Source organism: Micropruina sp. (genome assembly GCF_047607385.1).
Classification (GTDB): Bacteria; Actinomycetota; Actinomycetes; order Propionibacteriales; family Propionibacteriaceae; genus Micropruina.
In genome coordinates this window covers 13,061-27,468 of the sequence record NZ_JASGDE010000036.1, presented here as the reverse complement: position 1 = coordinate 27,468, position 14,408 = coordinate 13,061, and the positions used below count along the sequence as shown (strand labels likewise).

At 71.2% G+C, this 14,408-nt stretch carries 16 protein-coding genes; 6 read left to right on the top strand and 10 right to left on the bottom strand.

The window, feature by feature from the left end; all coding sequences use genetic code 11:
• Positions 1-122: 122 nt before the first annotated feature.
• Both QM582_RS03670 and QM582_RS03665 read right to left on the bottom strand, forming a co-directional pair.
• Positions 123-704, bottom strand: a complete 582-nt coding sequence (locus tag QM582_RS03670) for a TetR/AcrR family transcriptional regulator (RefSeq protein WP_415081856.1) — start codon at positions 702-704, stop codon at positions 123-125.
• A complete protein-coding gene (locus QM582_RS03665) occupies positions 704-1,660 on the bottom strand; it encodes an aldo/keto reductase (RefSeq protein WP_415081854.1) in 957 nt (318 codons plus the stop codon). The genes QM582_RS03670 and QM582_RS03665 overlap by 1 nt, the downstream gene beginning before the upstream one ends.
• A gap of 198 nt (positions 1,661-1,858) precedes the next feature.
• Between QM582_RS03665 and QM582_RS03660 the strand changes: the two genes are divergently transcribed.
• Entirely contained in the window at positions 1,859-2,971 is a 1,113-nt protein-coding gene (locus QM582_RS03660; protein ID WP_415081852.1) for a magnesium and cobalt transport protein CorA, read from the top strand.
• A gap of 39 nt (positions 2,972-3,010) precedes the next feature.
• On the opposite strand, the gene QM582_RS03655 is transcribed toward QM582_RS03660, so the two are convergent.
• Positions 3,011-3,580 (bottom strand): TetR/AcrR family transcriptional regulator, encoded by a 570-nt coding sequence (locus QM582_RS03655; RefSeq protein ID WP_415081850.1) that lies wholly within the window; start codon positions 3,578-3,580, stop codon positions 3,011-3,013.
• Positions 3,581-3,648: 68 nt separating this feature from the next.
• Between QM582_RS03655 and QM582_RS03650 the strand changes: the two genes are divergently transcribed.
• Entirely contained in the window at positions 3,649-4,542 is an 894-nt protein-coding gene (locus QM582_RS03650; protein WP_415081848.1) for an SDR family oxidoreductase, read from the top strand.
• Positions 4,543-4,795: 253 nt separating this feature from the next.
• Here QM582_RS03650 and QM582_RS03645 read toward each other — a convergent pair whose 3' ends face one another.
• The gene (locus QM582_RS03645) at positions 4,796-5,440 is read right to left on the bottom strand and encodes a LysR family substrate-binding domain-containing protein (RefSeq protein WP_415081846.1); all 645 of its coding nucleotides are present in this window, start codon (positions 5,438-5,440) and stop codon (positions 4,796-4,798) included.
• Between the two features lie 40 nt (positions 5,441-5,480).
• Here QM582_RS03645 and QM582_RS03640 point away from each other — a divergent pair, with 40 nt between their 5' ends.
• The 3 genes from QM582_RS03640 (at position 5,481) to QM582_RS03630 (ending at position 7,652) form a co-directional block, all read left to right on the top strand.
• Positions 5,481-5,633 carry a DUF5997 family protein gene (locus tag QM582_RS03640; RefSeq protein WP_415081845.1) on the top strand — a complete coding sequence of 51 codons (153 nt, stop codon included), beginning with the start codon at positions 5,481-5,483 and terminating at the stop codon, positions 5,631-5,633.
• Positions 5,634-5,959: 326 nt separating this feature from the next.
• Complete coding sequence (locus QM582_RS03635; protein WP_415081843.1) at positions 5,960-6,985, top strand: zinc-dependent alcohol dehydrogenase family protein; 1,026 nt, start codon at positions 5,960-5,962, stop codon at positions 6,983-6,985.
• Positions 6,986-7,106: 121 nt separating this feature from the next.
• Complete coding sequence (locus QM582_RS03630) at positions 7,107-7,652, top strand: lysostaphin resistance A-like protein (RefSeq protein ID WP_415081842.1); 546 nt, start codon at positions 7,107-7,109, stop codon at positions 7,650-7,652.
• A gap of 71 nt (positions 7,653-7,723) precedes the next feature.
• Here the strand turns inward: QM582_RS03630 and QM582_RS03625 are convergent, their stop codons facing one another.
• The 5 genes from QM582_RS03625 to QM582_RS03605 all read right to left on the bottom strand — a co-directional run bounded on the left by QM582_RS03625 (position 7,724) and on the right by QM582_RS03605 (position 11,642).
• Positions 7,724-8,212, bottom strand: coding sequence for a DUF3291 domain-containing protein (locus tag QM582_RS03625; protein WP_415081840.1), 489 nt, complete (start codon positions 8,210-8,212; stop codon positions 7,724-7,726).
• Between the two features lie 165 nt (positions 8,213-8,377).
• Positions 8,378-9,046: an L-ribulose-5-phosphate 4-epimerase gene (locus tag QM582_RS03620; protein WP_415081838.1), complete on the bottom strand. Its 669-nt coding sequence runs from the start codon at positions 9,044-9,046 to the stop codon at positions 8,378-8,380.
• Between the two features lie 49 nt (positions 9,047-9,095).
• On the bottom strand, positions 9,096-9,992 hold the full coding sequence (locus QM582_RS03615) for an L-ribulose-5-phosphate 3-epimerase (RefSeq protein ID WP_415081836.1): 897 nt from the start codon (positions 9,990-9,992) through the stop codon (positions 9,096-9,098).
• Positions 9,989-10,651 (bottom strand): orotidine 5'-phosphate decarboxylase / HUMPS family protein, encoded by a 663-nt coding sequence (locus QM582_RS03610; RefSeq protein ID WP_415081834.1) that lies wholly within the window; start codon positions 10,649-10,651, stop codon positions 9,989-9,991. The genes QM582_RS03615 and QM582_RS03610 overlap by 4 nt, the downstream gene beginning before the upstream one ends.
• 1 nt (position 10,652) lies before the next feature.
• Positions 10,653-11,642, bottom strand: a complete 990-nt coding sequence (locus QM582_RS03605; protein WP_415081833.1) for a phosphotriesterase — start codon at positions 11,640-11,642, stop codon at positions 10,653-10,655.
• Between the two features lie 198 nt (positions 11,643-11,840).
• Here QM582_RS03605 and QM582_RS03600 point away from each other — a divergent pair, with 198 nt between their 5' ends.
• Complete coding sequence (locus QM582_RS03600; protein WP_415081831.1) at positions 11,841-12,851, top strand: sugar-binding transcriptional regulator; 1,011 nt, start codon at positions 11,841-11,843, stop codon at positions 12,849-12,851.
• A gap of 176 nt (positions 12,852-13,027) precedes the next feature.
• Here the strand turns inward: QM582_RS03600 and QM582_RS03595 are convergent, their stop codons facing one another.
• A complete protein-coding gene (locus tag QM582_RS03595; protein ID WP_415081829.1) occupies positions 13,028-14,395 on the bottom strand; it encodes an MFS transporter in 1,368 nt (455 codons plus the stop codon).
• Between the last annotated feature and the right edge of the window lie 13 nt (positions 14,396-14,408).

Below are 14,408 nucleotides of genomic sequence, written 5' to 3'. Positions count from 1 at the left end.
CTGGCCCACCCTTGGCCGCGACGTTGCCCTGCTTCGGGTTCTTTCACCGGGTTTGAACCACGGAAAAGACGCCGAAAGGCGGAAATGTGCTCGGGTGGTTGGCTCCGGATGGCGGCCGACGATCAACCTGGACGCCGGACGCGGAGCCCGGCGTCGATCAGGGTGCAGACCGCGTCGAGTCGGGCCTCCGCGTCCGGCTGGTTCCAGGTGTCGGCGTGGGCCGGGTGGTGAAACGGGGTGGTGGCGTCGAAGACCGCGCGGGCCGCGGCGGCGACGTCGGTGACCGCGAAGGCGCCGGAGCTGACCCCGTCGGCGACGATGCCCTGCAGTTGGCTGAGCAGGTCGGCGACGTGTTCGGCGGCGGCGTCGCTGTTCTCGGCGGCGAGGACGCCGTAGGTGGCGAAGAGCTCCGGATCGTCCGTAGCCGCGGCGCGTTTCACCGCGAAGATCGCGGTGAGCCAGTGCCGCAGGCGCTGCGGAGCGGGCTCGGCGGACGCGGCGATCTCGGTCAGGTCGTCGTGCGCCCGGGCCAGCCAGCGGCGGGTGACGGCCTCCCGCAGCGCCGCCTTGGACGGGAAGTACCGGTAGACCGCGGCGTGGCTGACCTTGAGCTCGCGGGCCACGTCCAGCACCGTCGCCTTCGCCGGGCCGTACCGGCGCAACGCGTCCTCGGTGGCGGTGAGGATCGCCTCGCGGTCGAGCATCAGCGTTCGCTGTCGAGCAGCGCCATCAGCGGGGCCGCGTAGCGCTCCCCGGCCACCGCGTCCGGCGGCACCGCCGCGTCGATCGCCGCCAGCTCCGCCGCGGAAAGCTCCAGCCCGGCGGCCCCGACGGCGTCCGGGATCCGGCCCGGGCGGCTGGCCCCGATCAACGCGACGATGTGGTCGCCCTGGGCCAGCACCCAGGCGGTGGCGAGCTGGGCCACGGTGACGCCCCGCGCGTCGGCGATCGGTCGCAGCCGCTCGACCAGGGCCAGGTTCGTCGGCAGGTTCTCCGGCTGCAGCCGGGGCAGGTGCGGCGGTGCCGCGTGTCCCGGGCGGAAGGCTCCGGTGAGCAGGCCGTGGGACAGCACCCCGTAGGCGGTGACGCCGATGCCCAGCTCTCGGCAGGTCTGCAGGACGGCGCGCTCGGGGCCGCGGCTGAACAGCGAGTACTCGATCTGGACATCGCTGATCGGGTGCACCGCGTGCGCCCGCCGGATGGTCTCCGGCCCGACCTCGGAAAGTCCGACGTGCCGGACCCGGCCGGCTTCGACGAGTTCGGCGACGGCGCCCACCGTCTCCTCGATCGGCACGGACGGGTCGAGCCGGGCCGGCCGGTAGACGTCCACATAGTCGGTGCCGAGTCGCTGCAGCGAATAGGCGAGGAAGTTCTTCACATGCGCCGGACGTCCCTCGGTGCCGACGAAGTGACCGGACGGATCGCGCAGCGAGCCGAACTTCACGCTCAGCTGCACCGAGGCGCGGTCGACCGGTTCCAGGGCTCGCCGGATCAGCGCCTCGTTGGCGCCGGAGTCGTAGAAGTCGGCGGTGTCGATGAGGGTCATGCCGGCATCCACCGCGGCGCGGACGGTCGCGATGGCGTCCGGCCCCTCCTTCAGCCCGCCCGCACCGAATCCGACCGCCGGGCTCGTCAACGAGCCGAGTTCACGCGTCTGCATGCGTCGAGACTACCGCAATAAGTGACAGAACACAGAATCTGTCACCTGATGTCACGACCGGCATGCGTCCAGCGGGAGCCGCCGGCACCGTCCAGCAAGGCTCGGCCGCTTCGGCGGGGTCGTACGCTACGTTCGCGCAGGCGGTTTCCGGACCCTCCCGCAGATGCTGCCGCCGCGACCCCCATCCAGGAGGACACGATGGCCGTACCCCTATCGCCGCTCGAAGTGCTCGGCTGGCAGGTCCGCCGGCGGGCCGCGCAGCGGTCCGTCGAGGTGACGCCGGTCACCACCTCGATCCTGACCCGGCGGATCGTGGACGGGATTCCCCAGGAGTTGTCGGCCGCGGACAGCTTCGCCGGCGTCCTGGACTTCGTCCATGCCGGGGAGTCTCGGATGGCCCTGACCGTCGTGTCGCACCCCACGCCGGAGGTGGTCGCCGAGCTCGCCGACGCGTGGCAACTGCATCCGCTGCTGGTCGAAGACCTGGTGCAGGCCGACCAGCGTCCCAAGGTGGAGCGCTACGGCGACGTGCTCTTCGTGGTGGTCCGCTCGGCCCGCTACCTCGACGTCACCGAAGAGGTCGAGTTCAGCGAGTTCCACCTGCTGGTGAAATCCGAGGCGCTGGTCATCGTCTGTCAGGACGGACGCCTGGTCGACGGCACCGTGATCGGCTCGGGGGTCGGCGCCGAACAGGCGTCGCTGAGCGACGGCACGCCGCTGCTCGGCAACCCGGACCTGCTGCGGCTCGGGCCGGAGGCGCTGGTCTACCAACTCCTGGACATGATCGTGGACGGCTACTTCCCGGTGCTGGAGGGGCTGCAGACCGACAAGGAGCAGATCGAACGCCAGGTGTTCAGCGGGGACGCCGCGGCCGCCGAGCGCATCTATCGGCTGAGCGAAGAGGTGATCGACCTGCTGCACGCGACCACCGCGCTGTCCAAGGTGCTGCGTCGGCTGCAGCTCGGCGCCAAGAAGTACCAGCTGCCCGCCGACCTGCTCACCTATCTGCACGACCTGGACGATCACCTCGGCCACGTCACCGGCGAGACCGGCGAGCTGCGCGACGCGCTCTCCCAGATTCTCAACGTGAACGCGACGCTGGTCGCGCAGCGCCAGAACGAGGACATGAAGAAGATCTCCGGCTGGGCGGCGATCCTGTTCGCGCCGACGCTGATCGCCGCCGTGTACGGGATGAACTTCGACGTCATGCCGGAACTGCATTGGCCGATCGGCTATCCCGTCGCGGTGGGGGCGATGGTCGCCTTCGCCGTGCTGCTGTACCTGGTCTTCAAGTGGAAGAAATGGATGTAGTCGCGAGCCCACCGTGCGGGTGGCGGCGTCCCGGCTGGATCAGCTGAGCCGGACCGCGGCGGCGTGCAGCCGGTCGAGGGCGGCGTCGGTGAGGGCGGGCAACTCCTGGTCGTCGCTCGCGATCCAGTCGGCGTAGGCCTCCCGGAAGGCGAGCGCGCCGACCTCGGCGGCCAGCGCGGCCACCGTGTCGGGCACCCCTCGGTCGCGCAGGGCCGCGGCCATGGTCGCGGCCAGCCCGGCCTGCTTGGCGGCGTTGCGGGCCTGCAGTTCGGGGTTGGCGGCGATCACCGCGAGCAGCCCGGGGCCGAGTTCGCGGTGGAACGGGGTCATCGAGCCGGCAGCCCTGGCCAGGCCGGCCCGCACCGCAGCCAGCGGGGTGGCGTCCGCCGGCGCCTCGGCGATGCCCTGGGTGAGCAGCTGGGACAGCGACTCCTGCCCGGCGGCCAGCACCTCGCGCTTGTCCGGGAAGTAGCGGAAGAAGGTGGCCTTGCTGAGCCCGGCCCGTTCCGCGATCTCGGTGACCGTGGTCTTGTCGTAGCCGCGTTCGGAGAAGAGTTCGAGGGCGGCGGCGACGAGCCGTGCACGGGCGTCCGGGGTCCAACGAGGCATGCTGTCATCCTATCGATGAGACTGGTGTCTCATCGAGTGCTATCGTGACAAGACAACAGTCTCATCACGTGGAGGTCACCATGCGGGTCTTCGTCACCGGCGCCAGCGGAGGAATCGGCTCCGCGGTCGTCCCGGAACTCATCGCGGCAGGTCACCAGGTGCTCGGCCTGGCTCGATCGGACGCCGCCGCGGCGTCCGTCGAGCGGATGGGCGGGCGCGTGTTGCGCGGCGACCTGGGCGACGCGGACGCCTTGCGCGCCGGCGCCGACCAGGCCGACGGGGTCGTCCACCTCGCCTTCGGCAACGATTTCGGCAATGTCGAGGCCAACGTGGCGGAGGAGGCCCGGGCCGTCGAGGTGCTGGCCGCCACCCTGGACGGCAGCGGCAAGGCGTTCGTGCTGGCGTCCGGAACCCCGGTGGTGCCGGGCCGGCTCGCCACCGAGACCGACGCGATGCTGCTGGAGGGTCCGCTGGGCGGCCGGGCACGGACCGCCCAGGCCGTGCTCGACCTCGCCGAGCGCGGGGTCCGGTCGGCCACCGTCCGACTGCCGCGTTCGGTGCATGCCGGCGACGGACGCTACGGCTTCGCCTCCTTCGTCATCGCCGCGGCCCGGCGCACCGGTGTGGCCGGCTACGTCGGGGACGGCGGTCAGCGCTGGCCGGCGGTGCACCGTCTGGATGCCGCAGGGCTGTTCCGGCTGGTGCTGGAGCAGGCGGAGCCCGGCACGGTCGCGCATGCCGTGGCCGACGAGGGGGACACCATGCGCTCCATCGCCGAAGCCGTCGGACGCCGGCTCGACCTGCCCGTCGAGCAGGTTCCGGCCGAGAGCTTCGGCTTCCTCGGCTCGATCTTCGCGATCGACCAGCCCGCGTCCAGCGCGTGGACCCGGCGGCACTTCGATTGGGAGCCGACGCAGCCGAGCCTGCTGCAGGACCTGGCGAGCGGCCGCTATCCGGACTGACGGCCGGTCGGTGGCCGCGGGGTGTCGGCGGGTTGCGGCGTCCGGCGGCAGGCGTCGGGCGGCGGACCGGATCGGCCGCCAGCTGTCGACGTTGCCCTGCTTCGGCGTCCTTTCCAGGGTTTGAACCACGGAAAAGACGCCGAAAGGCGGAGAAGTGCGGCGGGCGGCGATGATCTCCGACTCGCGGGTGGTGTCACCACGGAAAAGACGCCGAAAGGCGGAGAAGTGCGGGGGCGGTGCCTGTGGGGCCCGATCAGCGTCGCCGCGGACGCCCCCGCCCGCGTCCCCGGTCTCGGGACTTGGCCGGGGCCGGCTCGGGTGGTTTCGGGGTGCGTGCCCGCTCCTGCCGGGTCCGGGAGCTGTGCGGTGTCCGTCCGCGCACCACGCCGATGAACTCGTCGGTCAGCGGGTGCGGATCGTCCATCCGCCAGGCGAGCCCGATCCGGGTCGGTTCGGCGTCCGTGACCGGTCGATAGGTGAGGTCGCGGCGGCTGTGCGTGCGGGCGATCGACATCGGCACCCGCAGTACCGCGATCTCCAGCGCGACCTGGTTGATGCCGGACGGGTCGGCCTCGGTCAGCACCGTCTCGTGGGCCAGATCGGCCAGGGTGACTTCGTCGACCGCGGCGATCGGGTGCTCCTTGGACACCCAGACCACCGGGGCTTCTTCGTACAGCGGGATGAGGTGCAGCCCGTCGACCTCGATCGGCAGTCGGACGAAGCACAGGTCGACCTCGCCGGCGTCCAGCACCCGGCGCTGATCGGCCTGTGCCACCTCGACGACCTCCAACGGGGTGGAGCGGTAGCGATCCCGCCAGATCGTGGTCCACTTGGTCAGGGTGACGCCCGGGACGAAGCCGATGCGCAGGCCGGAGCCGTCGGCCGGGGGAGTCGTCACCCGGGCAGGGTATCGCGGACCTGCCCGGTAGCCTGACCCGATGAGTCCGACTCGTTGCGTCAGTCCGATGAAGCCGGCGGCGATCGCCGCCGAGCTCGGCATCCACCTGACGGCCGCGCCCGAGGAGTTCCGCACCGCACCGATCGCCCGGGCCGTCCTCGACGCGCTGCCGACGGACCGGCCGGCTGTCTGATCGCGCGATCGACCACTGGTTTCGGGTCCATGCCACTGCTTTCGGCAAATATCCCGAAAGCAGTCGTCTGTCCGTCTAGTAGTGGTGGATCGCGCGATCGGGTGGGGCGCCGGAGGCCGTCCGGTGGTGGTGGATCGGGCGATCGGGTGAGGCCCGGAGGCCGTCCGGTAGTGGTGGATCGGGCGATGGGGCGAGCGCCGGAGGCCGTCCGGCAGTGGTGGATCGGGTGAGGCCCGGGGGCGCTCAGGTCGATCCGGGCATTGAGTTCGGCAGCGGGGTTCCTGCGGCGTCCCGTGCGGTCGTGCTCCGTCTGGTAGAACGCTGGGGTGCGCGCAATCGTCTATGCCGAGGTCGGGGCCGAGCCCGTGTTGAGTGAGGTGCCGGAGCCGGAGTGCCCGGTGGACGGGGCGCTGGTCGCCGTCCGGGCCACCGGGGTGTGCCGATCGGACTGGCACGCCTGGCGCGGCCACGATCCGGTGCCGCTGCCGAACATCCCCGGCCACGAGTTCGCCGGGGTGGTGGCCGCGGTCGGCGCCGAGGTGACCGGCTTCCGGGTCGGCGACCGGGTCACCGCACCGTTCGTCAACGGCTGCGGACGGTGCACCTGGTGTCGTGCCGGGCAGGCCCAGGTCTGCCCCGACCAGACCCAGCCGGGCTTCACCCATCCGGGCTCCTTCGCGGAACGGGTGGCGGTCCGGGCGGCCGACTTCAACCTGGTCCGGCTACCGGAGACGGTGGACTTCGTGACCGCCGCCGGGCTGGGCTGCCGGTTCGCCACCGCCTACCACGCGCTCACCGCGCAGAGCCGGCTGGCGGCCGGGGAATGGCTGGCGGTCTTCGGCTGCGGCGGGGTCGGGCTGTCCGCCGTCCTGTTGGGGGCCGCGCTGGGTGCCCGGGTGATCGCCGTCGACCCGTCCGAGACGGCCCGCCGGCGGGCGTCCGAGTTGGGTGCCGAGATCGTGCTGGCACAGGCCGACCCGGACGCCGTGACCGAGCTCACCGGCGGGGGAGCGCACGTCACCGTGGACGCCTTGGGCTTCGGCGCCATCGTCGACGTCGCGGTCCGCTGCCTGCGGCCGCGGGGTCGGCACGTCCAGGTCGGGCTGATGCTCGGCGAGCAGGCGTCCGCGCCGCTGCCCTGGGGCGTGGTGGTGGCCCGGGAACTCGAGATCGCCGGCAGCCACGGGATGGCGGCCGCCGACTACCCGGCGATGCTGGAGCTGATCGGCAGCGGACGCCTCGACCCCGGACGCCTGGTCGGCCGGGTCGTCGACCTGTCCCAGGCCGGTACCGAGCTGATGGCGATGGACGCCCCGGCGCCGTTGGCCGGGATCACCGTGGCGACGATCTGAGCGGGCCGGCGTAGGCGGACGGCGGGGAACCCCGCTCAGCCGGTGACGCTCAGCGGCGCCGCTCTTGCGCCTCTTGCCCGCTTCGGGCCCGGGCGGACGGCGCGGCGGATAGCGTGAAGAGATGGTCGAGTTCGTGCTGCTCTGCCTGCCGACGGTCGGCTACCTCGCGGTGCAGTCACGCCGGCCGGGACAGACCCTCCACGCCGCCCTGGGACGAGCCGGGCTGGGCTGGGGAACGGCGTCCGGCTACGGCTGGGCCGCGCTCCTGCTGCTGCCCCTGCTGCTGATCGGGTGGCTCTCGCTGGTCGCCATCCCGCCGGATCTGCTGGCCGCGCCTGGGGTGGTGGTCGGGCGTCCGGCCTCGCTGGCCGCGGCCGCCGGGGTGGTGCTCCGCGCCGCCGGCGAAGAAGTCTTCTTCCGCGGCCTGCTGGGCGGCGTGCTGGTCCGCCGGCTGGGCTTCGGCTGGGGCAATCTGCTGCAGTCGGTGCTGTTCTTCCTGCCGCACCTGGCGCTGCTGGCCGTCGACGTCCGGTTGTGGCCGATCCTCCCGGTGCAGTTCGTCACCGGCTGGCTGCTGGGTTGGCTGCGACAGCGCACCGCGACGATGCTGCCCGGAGCGGTGCTGCATGCCGTGGCGAATCTGACGGCGGGGTTGATCGGCAGCTGACCAGGCCGGACGCCCGGGAACCGGGCCTCCAGGGCCTGGACCACAGGGCCTGGACCACAGGGCCTCGGCGGTCAGCGGGCGGGACGCCGGCGCCGGGCCGGTGGCTCCGGGGTGCCGTCCGGACGCCAGCGGCGCAGCACGCTGAACGCCCGCGCCGACGGTCCGTGCCGGCGCAGCTGCAGCAGCCGGGCGAGTGCCGCGTCCGGGTCGGGGCGGACGTCGCCGTCCAGCCACCACAGCGCGGTGGTCGGCCCGGGCAACGGGACGAACCAGCGCTCCCGGGCGCTCAGGTAGCGGCCGTGCAGGCCGCGGTAGGTGAAGGCGTGCAGGTCCGGGTAGCTCGCCCACAGCGACAGGTTCAGCAGCACGTCCGGGTGCCCGAACGCCTCGATCAGCGCGGCGTGTCCGACCACGCCGTGGTGCCGCCAGACGAAGCCGGGGGACGCCTCGGCCAGCCGGTTGACCCGGTCGACGCCGTCCAGGAACCCCGCCAGGCGCGGATCGCCCAACGGGTACTTCAGCACCGCCGCGGTGACGACGGCCAGCAGTGGATCGGCCATGGTCGCCGCTCAGCCTACGGGGCGGCGGTCGGGACCGGGCCGCAGAGACAGGCCGGCGGCCTTCGGAGCAGGTGGGACGAGACCCGCTCCGAAGGCCGCCTGGTGTGTGGACGGCCGTTCTCAGGCTCCGCGGGGCAGCCCGCGTCGCCTGCCCGTGGAGGCGTCCTAGACGGTGACCCCGTGGCTGGCCGCCAGGGTGCCGTAGCGGTTGCTGTACCGGTCGAAGTTGGCCTCGATCTCCGACTCCGGCAGCACCTCGATCTGGCCGATCCCCATCGCGATCGCGACGGTGTGCGCCACGTCCTCGACCATGATCGCGGCCTGCAGGGCCTTGTTGATCGTCGGTCCGATGGTGAACACGCCGTGCTGGCGCATCAGGATCGCCGGCGAGCGGCCGATCTTGGCGACCACCTCCTTGCCGATCGCGTCACCGCCGATCGGGGCGTACCCGCCGCACGGCACCGGGCCGCCGAACTCGTCGGCGATCGCGGTCAGGCAGCACGGGATCGGCTGGCCGACGGCCGCGAACGCGGTGGCGTAGCGGGAGTGGGTGTGCACCACCGAGAACACGTCGCTGCGGTGGGCGTAGATGCCCAGGTGCGACTGGGTGTCCGATGACGGCCCGCGCTGGCCCTCGACGATCCGGCCGTCGTAGTCGACGACGACCATGTCGTCCGGGGTCATCTCCGAGTACAACACCCCGGAGGGCTTGATCACGATCACGCCGTTCTCGGCGTCCCGGGCCGACAGATTGCCGCCGGTCCAGGCGACCAGCCCTGCCTTGGCGAGTGCGAGGTTGCCCTCGCACACCTTTTCCTTCAGTTCTTCGAGCATCAGCTTCCTTGCTTCTTCTGTGTTTGGGTTGGGATGGGCCGCTCGGCGATCAGGACGCCGGCGGGACGATCACGATCCCGGCGTCGCGCAGCCAGCCTTCGACGATCTGCCGTGCCTCGATGCAGCGCTGCACCGATTCGGGGACGTCGTCGTTCCACATCTCGATCATCATCCGGCCGCTCCAGGACTGCCGGGCGAGCTCGGCGAACGCCTTGGGGAAGTCGGCGATGCCCTCGCCCATCGGAACCCGGCGCGGTTCGCCGACCCGGACGTCCTTGATGTGGATGGCCAGCATGTGCCCGGCGCCGGCGCGCAGCTCCTCGATCTCGTCGAGCTGCTGCTCGGCGATGTTGCCGATGTCGGGATACATCTGCAGCCACGGCGAATCGATCTCGCGGACGATGTTCATCCCCCGGCTGATCGAGGTGACGTCGTTGCCGTCGACGTTCTCGATGCCGAGCAGCACCCCGGCCTGGGCGGCCAGCGGGATGGCCCGCCGCAGCGCGTCGACGTAACGGGCCCGCTGGCCCGGGTCGGCGTCCTCGTAGTAGGCGTAGTAGCCGGCCACCTGGAGCACCGGGATGCCGAGGTCGCGGCACAGCTCGATGCCCTGGGCGTAGATCCGGTCCGCCTCCGCCCGCACCCGCGGGTCGGACGAACCCGGCCCCACCGCCCGGTGCACCGACAGGCACAGCCCACCGAGCTGGACGCCGTTGCGGGCGGCCGCCTCGCGAACCTGCTGCCGCTGCTGCGGCGTCCAGTCCAGCCGGGCCCGGCGCATCGGGCTCTCGTCGACCGACAGGTCGACGAAGCTGAACCCGGCGCGCCGGACGTCGGCGAACAACTCGTCCCAGTCCCCGGTCCAGCGCAGCGCCTTCTCGTAGATGCCGAGGGTGACCTGCGCCGTGCCGGCCGGAGCCGGCGGGCGTTCCAGGGTCGAGGTCATGACCACACCTCGCGGAGCTTGTCCTGGAACTCGGTGGCGGCGGCCAGCGGGTCGTCGGCCTTCACGATGGAGCGTCCGGCGATCACCACGCCGACCGGGGCGCCGGCGAAGGTGTCCAGATCGGAGACCCGGACGCCGCCGGTGACCGTCACGGTGAAACCCATCCCGGCCAGCTCGTGCACCCGGGCCACGTCGTCCGGCCCCCAGCTCAGGTCGCCGGCCGCCTCCCGGTCGCGGGACCGCTTGACGATCACGTGCTGTGCGCCGAGCGCCCGCCACTGCCGGGCCTGGTCGGCGTCGTAGCCCTCACCCAGCTCGATCTGCACCTCGCCGCCGTACTCGGCGGCCACCTTGACCACCTGTTCGACGGTGGTCATCGAGGCCCCGGCCACCACGCTCACCCAGGAGGCGCCGGCCTCGAAGCAGTTGCGCGAGATCAGGCTGCCGGCCTCGGCGATCCGGACGTCGGCCAGGATCGTCTTGTCCGGGTACAGCGCCCGGATCTCGCGAACCGCGCGCAGCCCCTCGGCGATGATCAGGATGGTGCCGCACTCGATCACGTCGACCTGGTCGACCGCGCGGTTGAGCGGGCGGAGCACCTCGGCCAGATCGGTGGCGTCCAGCGCCACCTGCAGCCGCGGCTTGGTCGGCTGGGACATCTCAGGCGTCCTTGCGGAAGGCGAAGAAGGTCTGGGCGTTGAGCATCAGCAGCTTCTCGACGTAGGCGCGGTCGAAGCCCTCGTCCAGCATCCGCGGGCCGTCCACGGCCGGGTTGTAGTCGACGCCCGTGGTGGACCCGTAGGCCTTCTGGTACGACCGCTTGCCCGAGTCGGTGCCGAGCAGCAGCCGGTCGCCGTAGCCGGCCTCGCCGAGCTCGCGGAACTCCTTGATCCGGTTGGCCTCCGGCTGGTACTTCAGCCGCGCGGTGCCGTCCAGCTCCAGGTAGACGCCGGTCTTCAGGATCTGGGTCAGGTACCAGATGTCGGCGTTGCGCTGGATGTGGCCGATGGCGATCTGGTCGGCCGGGACGCCCAGCGAGATCATCAGCTCGGCCTGCTCCAGACCGCAGGTGCCGGCGGAGGTGTGGGTGTTGATCGGGCAGCCGGTCTCGATGGACGCGATCGCGGCGGCCTCGATGCACTTGCGCTCGAATTTGGTGATCTTGCCGTAGGCGGTGGCGACCTTGATCACACCGGCCTTGTACGACGTCCGCTCGATGACCGGGCCGGAGTAGTCGTGGGTGTCGATGCCCTCGGTGATGTCGGCGATGATCAGTTCGGCGATCGTGTCGACGCTGTACCGGTTCACCCAGTGCGACTGGGTCTCCAGGTAGACCTTCTCCTGGTGGAAGCCGGTGGCGGCGATCACCTGCAGGCCGTCGGTCTGCTCCTCGACCTGGGCCAGCAGCTCCACGTCACGACCGCAGTTGATCGGGCACATGTCGACGACGGTGCCGCCGGACGGCGTCCAGTTCTTCGAGGCGGTGACGAAGTAGCCGGCCTCCTCGACGGCCTTCTCGACCGAGTCGAGCTGGTGGTCGGGGTCGATGTAGACCTCACCCGCGCCGACGCGGATCAGGTGGTCGTGGGAGTTGACGACGCCGAGGGTCTCGGGGGCGACGTCACCGCGGATCGTACGTGCGAATGCCATTGAAGGTCTCCTTTGAACTCAGGCCCGGGTTGTCGGGCAAGGCGTGATCGCTACTGCCAACGTAAGTCGGCGGGCAGGGGCCAGCAACCACGCGCGTGAACAGATGTTCATGAGAGGCGGACGCCTCGACGTTCCGCGCCGTCAGTACGGCGCAATGTAAGGCTGGCCAAACCGGAGGCCGGAAGCTAGATTGAACATATGCTCACCGAATCCGACGATCAGCCCCAGCCCGAAGAGCCTCGGCGGCGCTCCCGAACGCTGGACGCCCGCGAGCACATCGCGCTGCTGCTGGAGGTGGCCCGGCGCTATCACAGCGAGGGCCAGTCCCAGGCCGAGATCGCCAAGGCGATCAGCTTCTCCCGCGCCACGGTCTCCCGGATGCTCTCCGAGGCCCGCCGCCGCGGCATCGTCCAGGTGCGGATCGGGCACCCCCTGGAGCGGGTGCTCGGCATCGAGCAGGACCTGGTCAAGGCGTTCGGTCTGAAGCAGGCCCGGGTGGCCGATCCGGGGGAGACCTCGGCGTCCCAGGACGAGGTGGCCCGTTGCGCCGCCGACCTGATGGTCGAGGTGGCCTCGGAGAACCTGCTGATCACCGTCTCCAACGGGCTGGCCGTCACCGCCACCGTGGACGCCATGCCGCAGCTGGCCTGGCCGCGCTCGCGGGTGGTGCAGATGATCGGCAGCGTAGGCAGCTCGCAGGGCCTGTACGACTCGCCGGAGACCTGCCGGCGGATGGCCCGCAAGCTGGGCGGCTCGTTCCATCCGCTGCCCGCCCCGCTGGTGGTCAGCGACGTCGGGGTGGCCCAGGCGCTGCGCCAGGACAACCAGATCGCCACCACCCTGGAGCTGGGCGCCCGGGCCGACATCGCCCTGGTCGGCGTGGGCGCGGTGCACGAGGGGCACTCCGGGCTGATCTTCCGGTCCTACGAGGATCCGGCGCTGGTCGAGGACGTCCGCCAGGCCCGGGCGGTCGGCCACGTCTGCGGCCACCACATCGCGGCCTCCGGCGAGCACATCCGCAGCGACCTGTGCGCCCGCACCATCGCCGTCGAACCGGAGCGGATCCGGGAGATCCCGCTGGTGATCGGGGTGGCCTGGGGCGAGGCGAAGGTCGCCGCGCTGGCCGCGGTGATGCGGGGCGGCTTCATCTCCGCACTGGTCACCGACCGGGCCACCGCGCTGCGGCTGCTGGAGCTGGCCGGCGACTGACCCGGCCACCGCGTCCGCCCTGACCGGGGTGGGCGCGGCACCCTGTCGCACCGGAGTCCCGCACTGGACGAGTCCCGCACCGGCGGAGTCCCGCACTGAAGCGGGCCCGGACGCGGCCGGGGGCGCCGCGACCGTGGTCGCGGCGTCCCGTGAGCACTGCTGCTCGGACGGCAGGGTCAGATCTTCTCCAGCGACTCGCCCTTGGTCTCCCGGGCGAACTGGTAGGTGACGCCACCGATCACCAGCAGCACCGCGAAGAACAGGAACGCCGCCGGAATGATGTCCGCGGTCACCTTGGCACCGAACATCGCGCCCAGCAGCCAGGGGCCGAAGATCTTGCCGGTGGACCCGATGCCGTAGCCCAGGCCGAGGCCGGTGGAACGGGCCTCGTTCGGGAACTGCTCGGCGCCGAACGGGTTCAGCACGCCGAAGGCGCCGTCGCCGAAGGTCATCGCGATCATGATGCCGATGAAGAAGATCCAGCCCGCGTTGGCCCCCGCGCCGCCGGCCAGCATGGTCGAGCCGGCCGAGAGCAGCAGGCCGACCGCGCCGATCAGGCCGTAGCTGAGCATGACCTTCTTGCGGCCGATCCGGTCGGCCAGCCAGGCCGACGACAGGCGTCCGAGCAGGTCGCCCAGCGACACCAGCATGAACAGGTTGGCCACCATGCCCGAGTCGAAGGCGTACGCCGAACCCAGGATCGACTGGCCCCAGGACTGGATCACCGACGAGCCCAGGATGAAGCTGAAGGAGCCGATGGCCACGATCAGCAGGCTCTTGCGGTACTTGGTGAAGATCAGCCGGTAGGACGCCGAGGCGGTCGTCTTGGGTGCCTCGGGCAGCGTCCCGACCTGCTCGGGAGGCAGTTGCAGCGCCCAGGCCAGGGCCGCCCGGGCCTCCTCGGTGCGTCCCTTGGACTGCAGGAAGCGCGGCGACTCCGGCACCCGGTGCAGCCAGAACAGCAGGAAGATCGGGATGCCGCCGAGCGCGATCAGCAGACGCCAGTTGGAACCGGTCAGGCTGGAGGCGACCGAGCCCAGGAACAGGCCGAGCGGGATGAACACGGCGGTCAGGCCGGCCAACAGGCCACGCTGCTTGGCGGGCACGAACTCCTGCACGTAGGGGATCGAGACGATGTTCAGGCCGCCCACGCCCATGCCGACCAGCACCCGCAGGAAGGCCAGCAGCACCCAGCCGTTGTCCGGGGTGAACACGCAGACGACGGTGAACACGGTGAACAGCACCGTGCACCAGTAGAAGGAGCGCTTGCGTCCGATCGAGTCGGCCAGCCGGCCCCAGCCGATGGCGCCGATCACGGTGCCCAGGCCGGACATGGCCAGGATGATGCCGGCTTCGTCGCCGCGCAGGTGCCAAGCCGGGTCCTTCAACAGCACGTTCACGGCGAAGCCGATCAGGAACATGTCGAAGAACTCGGAGATGTTGCCGGCGACGGCCAGTCCGATCAGGCTGCGCTGGTTCTTGGTCAGTGGCCGCGCGTCGATCTGTTCCAGCGCGGTCATCGGTGGAGCCGATTTCTCAGTCATTGATGAACTCCGT

Coding starts and splice junctions, on each gene's coding strand:
- QM582_RS03665 (WP_415081854.1), bottom strand. CDS start 1,660: ATGCAGACGCGTGAACTCGGCTCGTTGACGAGCCCGGCGGTCGGATTC.
- QM582_RS03605 (WP_415081833.1), bottom strand. CDS start 11,642: ATGGCATTCGCACGTACGATCCGCGGTGACGTCGCCCCCGAGACCCTC.
- QM582_RS03625 (WP_415081840.1), bottom strand. CDS start 8,212: ATGGCCGATCCACTGCTGGCCGTCGTCACCGCGGCGGTGCTGAAGTAC.
- QM582_RS03660 (WP_415081852.1), top strand. CDS start 1,859: ATGGCCGTACCCCTATCGCCGCTCGAAGTGCTCGGCTGGCAGGTCCGC.
- QM582_RS03630 (WP_415081842.1), top strand. CDS start 7,107: ATGGTCGAGTTCGTGCTGCTCTGCCTGCCGACGGTCGGCTACCTCGCG.
- QM582_RS03615 (WP_415081836.1), bottom strand. CDS start 9,992: ATGACCTCGACCCTGGAACGCCCGCCGGCTCCGGCCGGCACGGCGCAG.
- QM582_RS03600 (WP_415081831.1), top strand. CDS start 11,841: ATGCTCACCGAATCCGACGATCAGCCCCAGCCCGAAGAGCCTCGGCGG.
- QM582_RS03610 (WP_415081834.1), bottom strand. CDS start 10,651: ATGTCCCAGCCGACCAAGCCGCGGCTGCAGGTGGCGCTGGACGCCACC.
- QM582_RS03620 (WP_415081838.1), bottom strand. CDS start 9,046: ATGCTCGAAGAACTGAAGGAAAAGGTGTGCGAGGGCAACCTCGCACTC.
- QM582_RS03640 (WP_415081845.1), top strand. CDS start 5,481: ATGAGTCCGACTCGTTGCGTCAGTCCGATGAAGCCGGCGGCGATCGCC.
- QM582_RS03595 (WP_415081829.1), bottom strand. CDS start 14,395: ATGACTGAGAAATCGGCTCCACCGATGACCGCGCTGGAACAGATCGAC.
- QM582_RS03655 (WP_415081850.1), bottom strand. CDS start 3,580: ATGCCTCGTTGGACCCCGGACGCCCGTGCACGGCTCGTCGCCGCCGCC.
- QM582_RS03670 (WP_415081856.1), bottom strand. CDS start 704: ATGCTCGACCGCGAGGCGATCCTCACCGCCACCGAGGACGCGTTGCGC.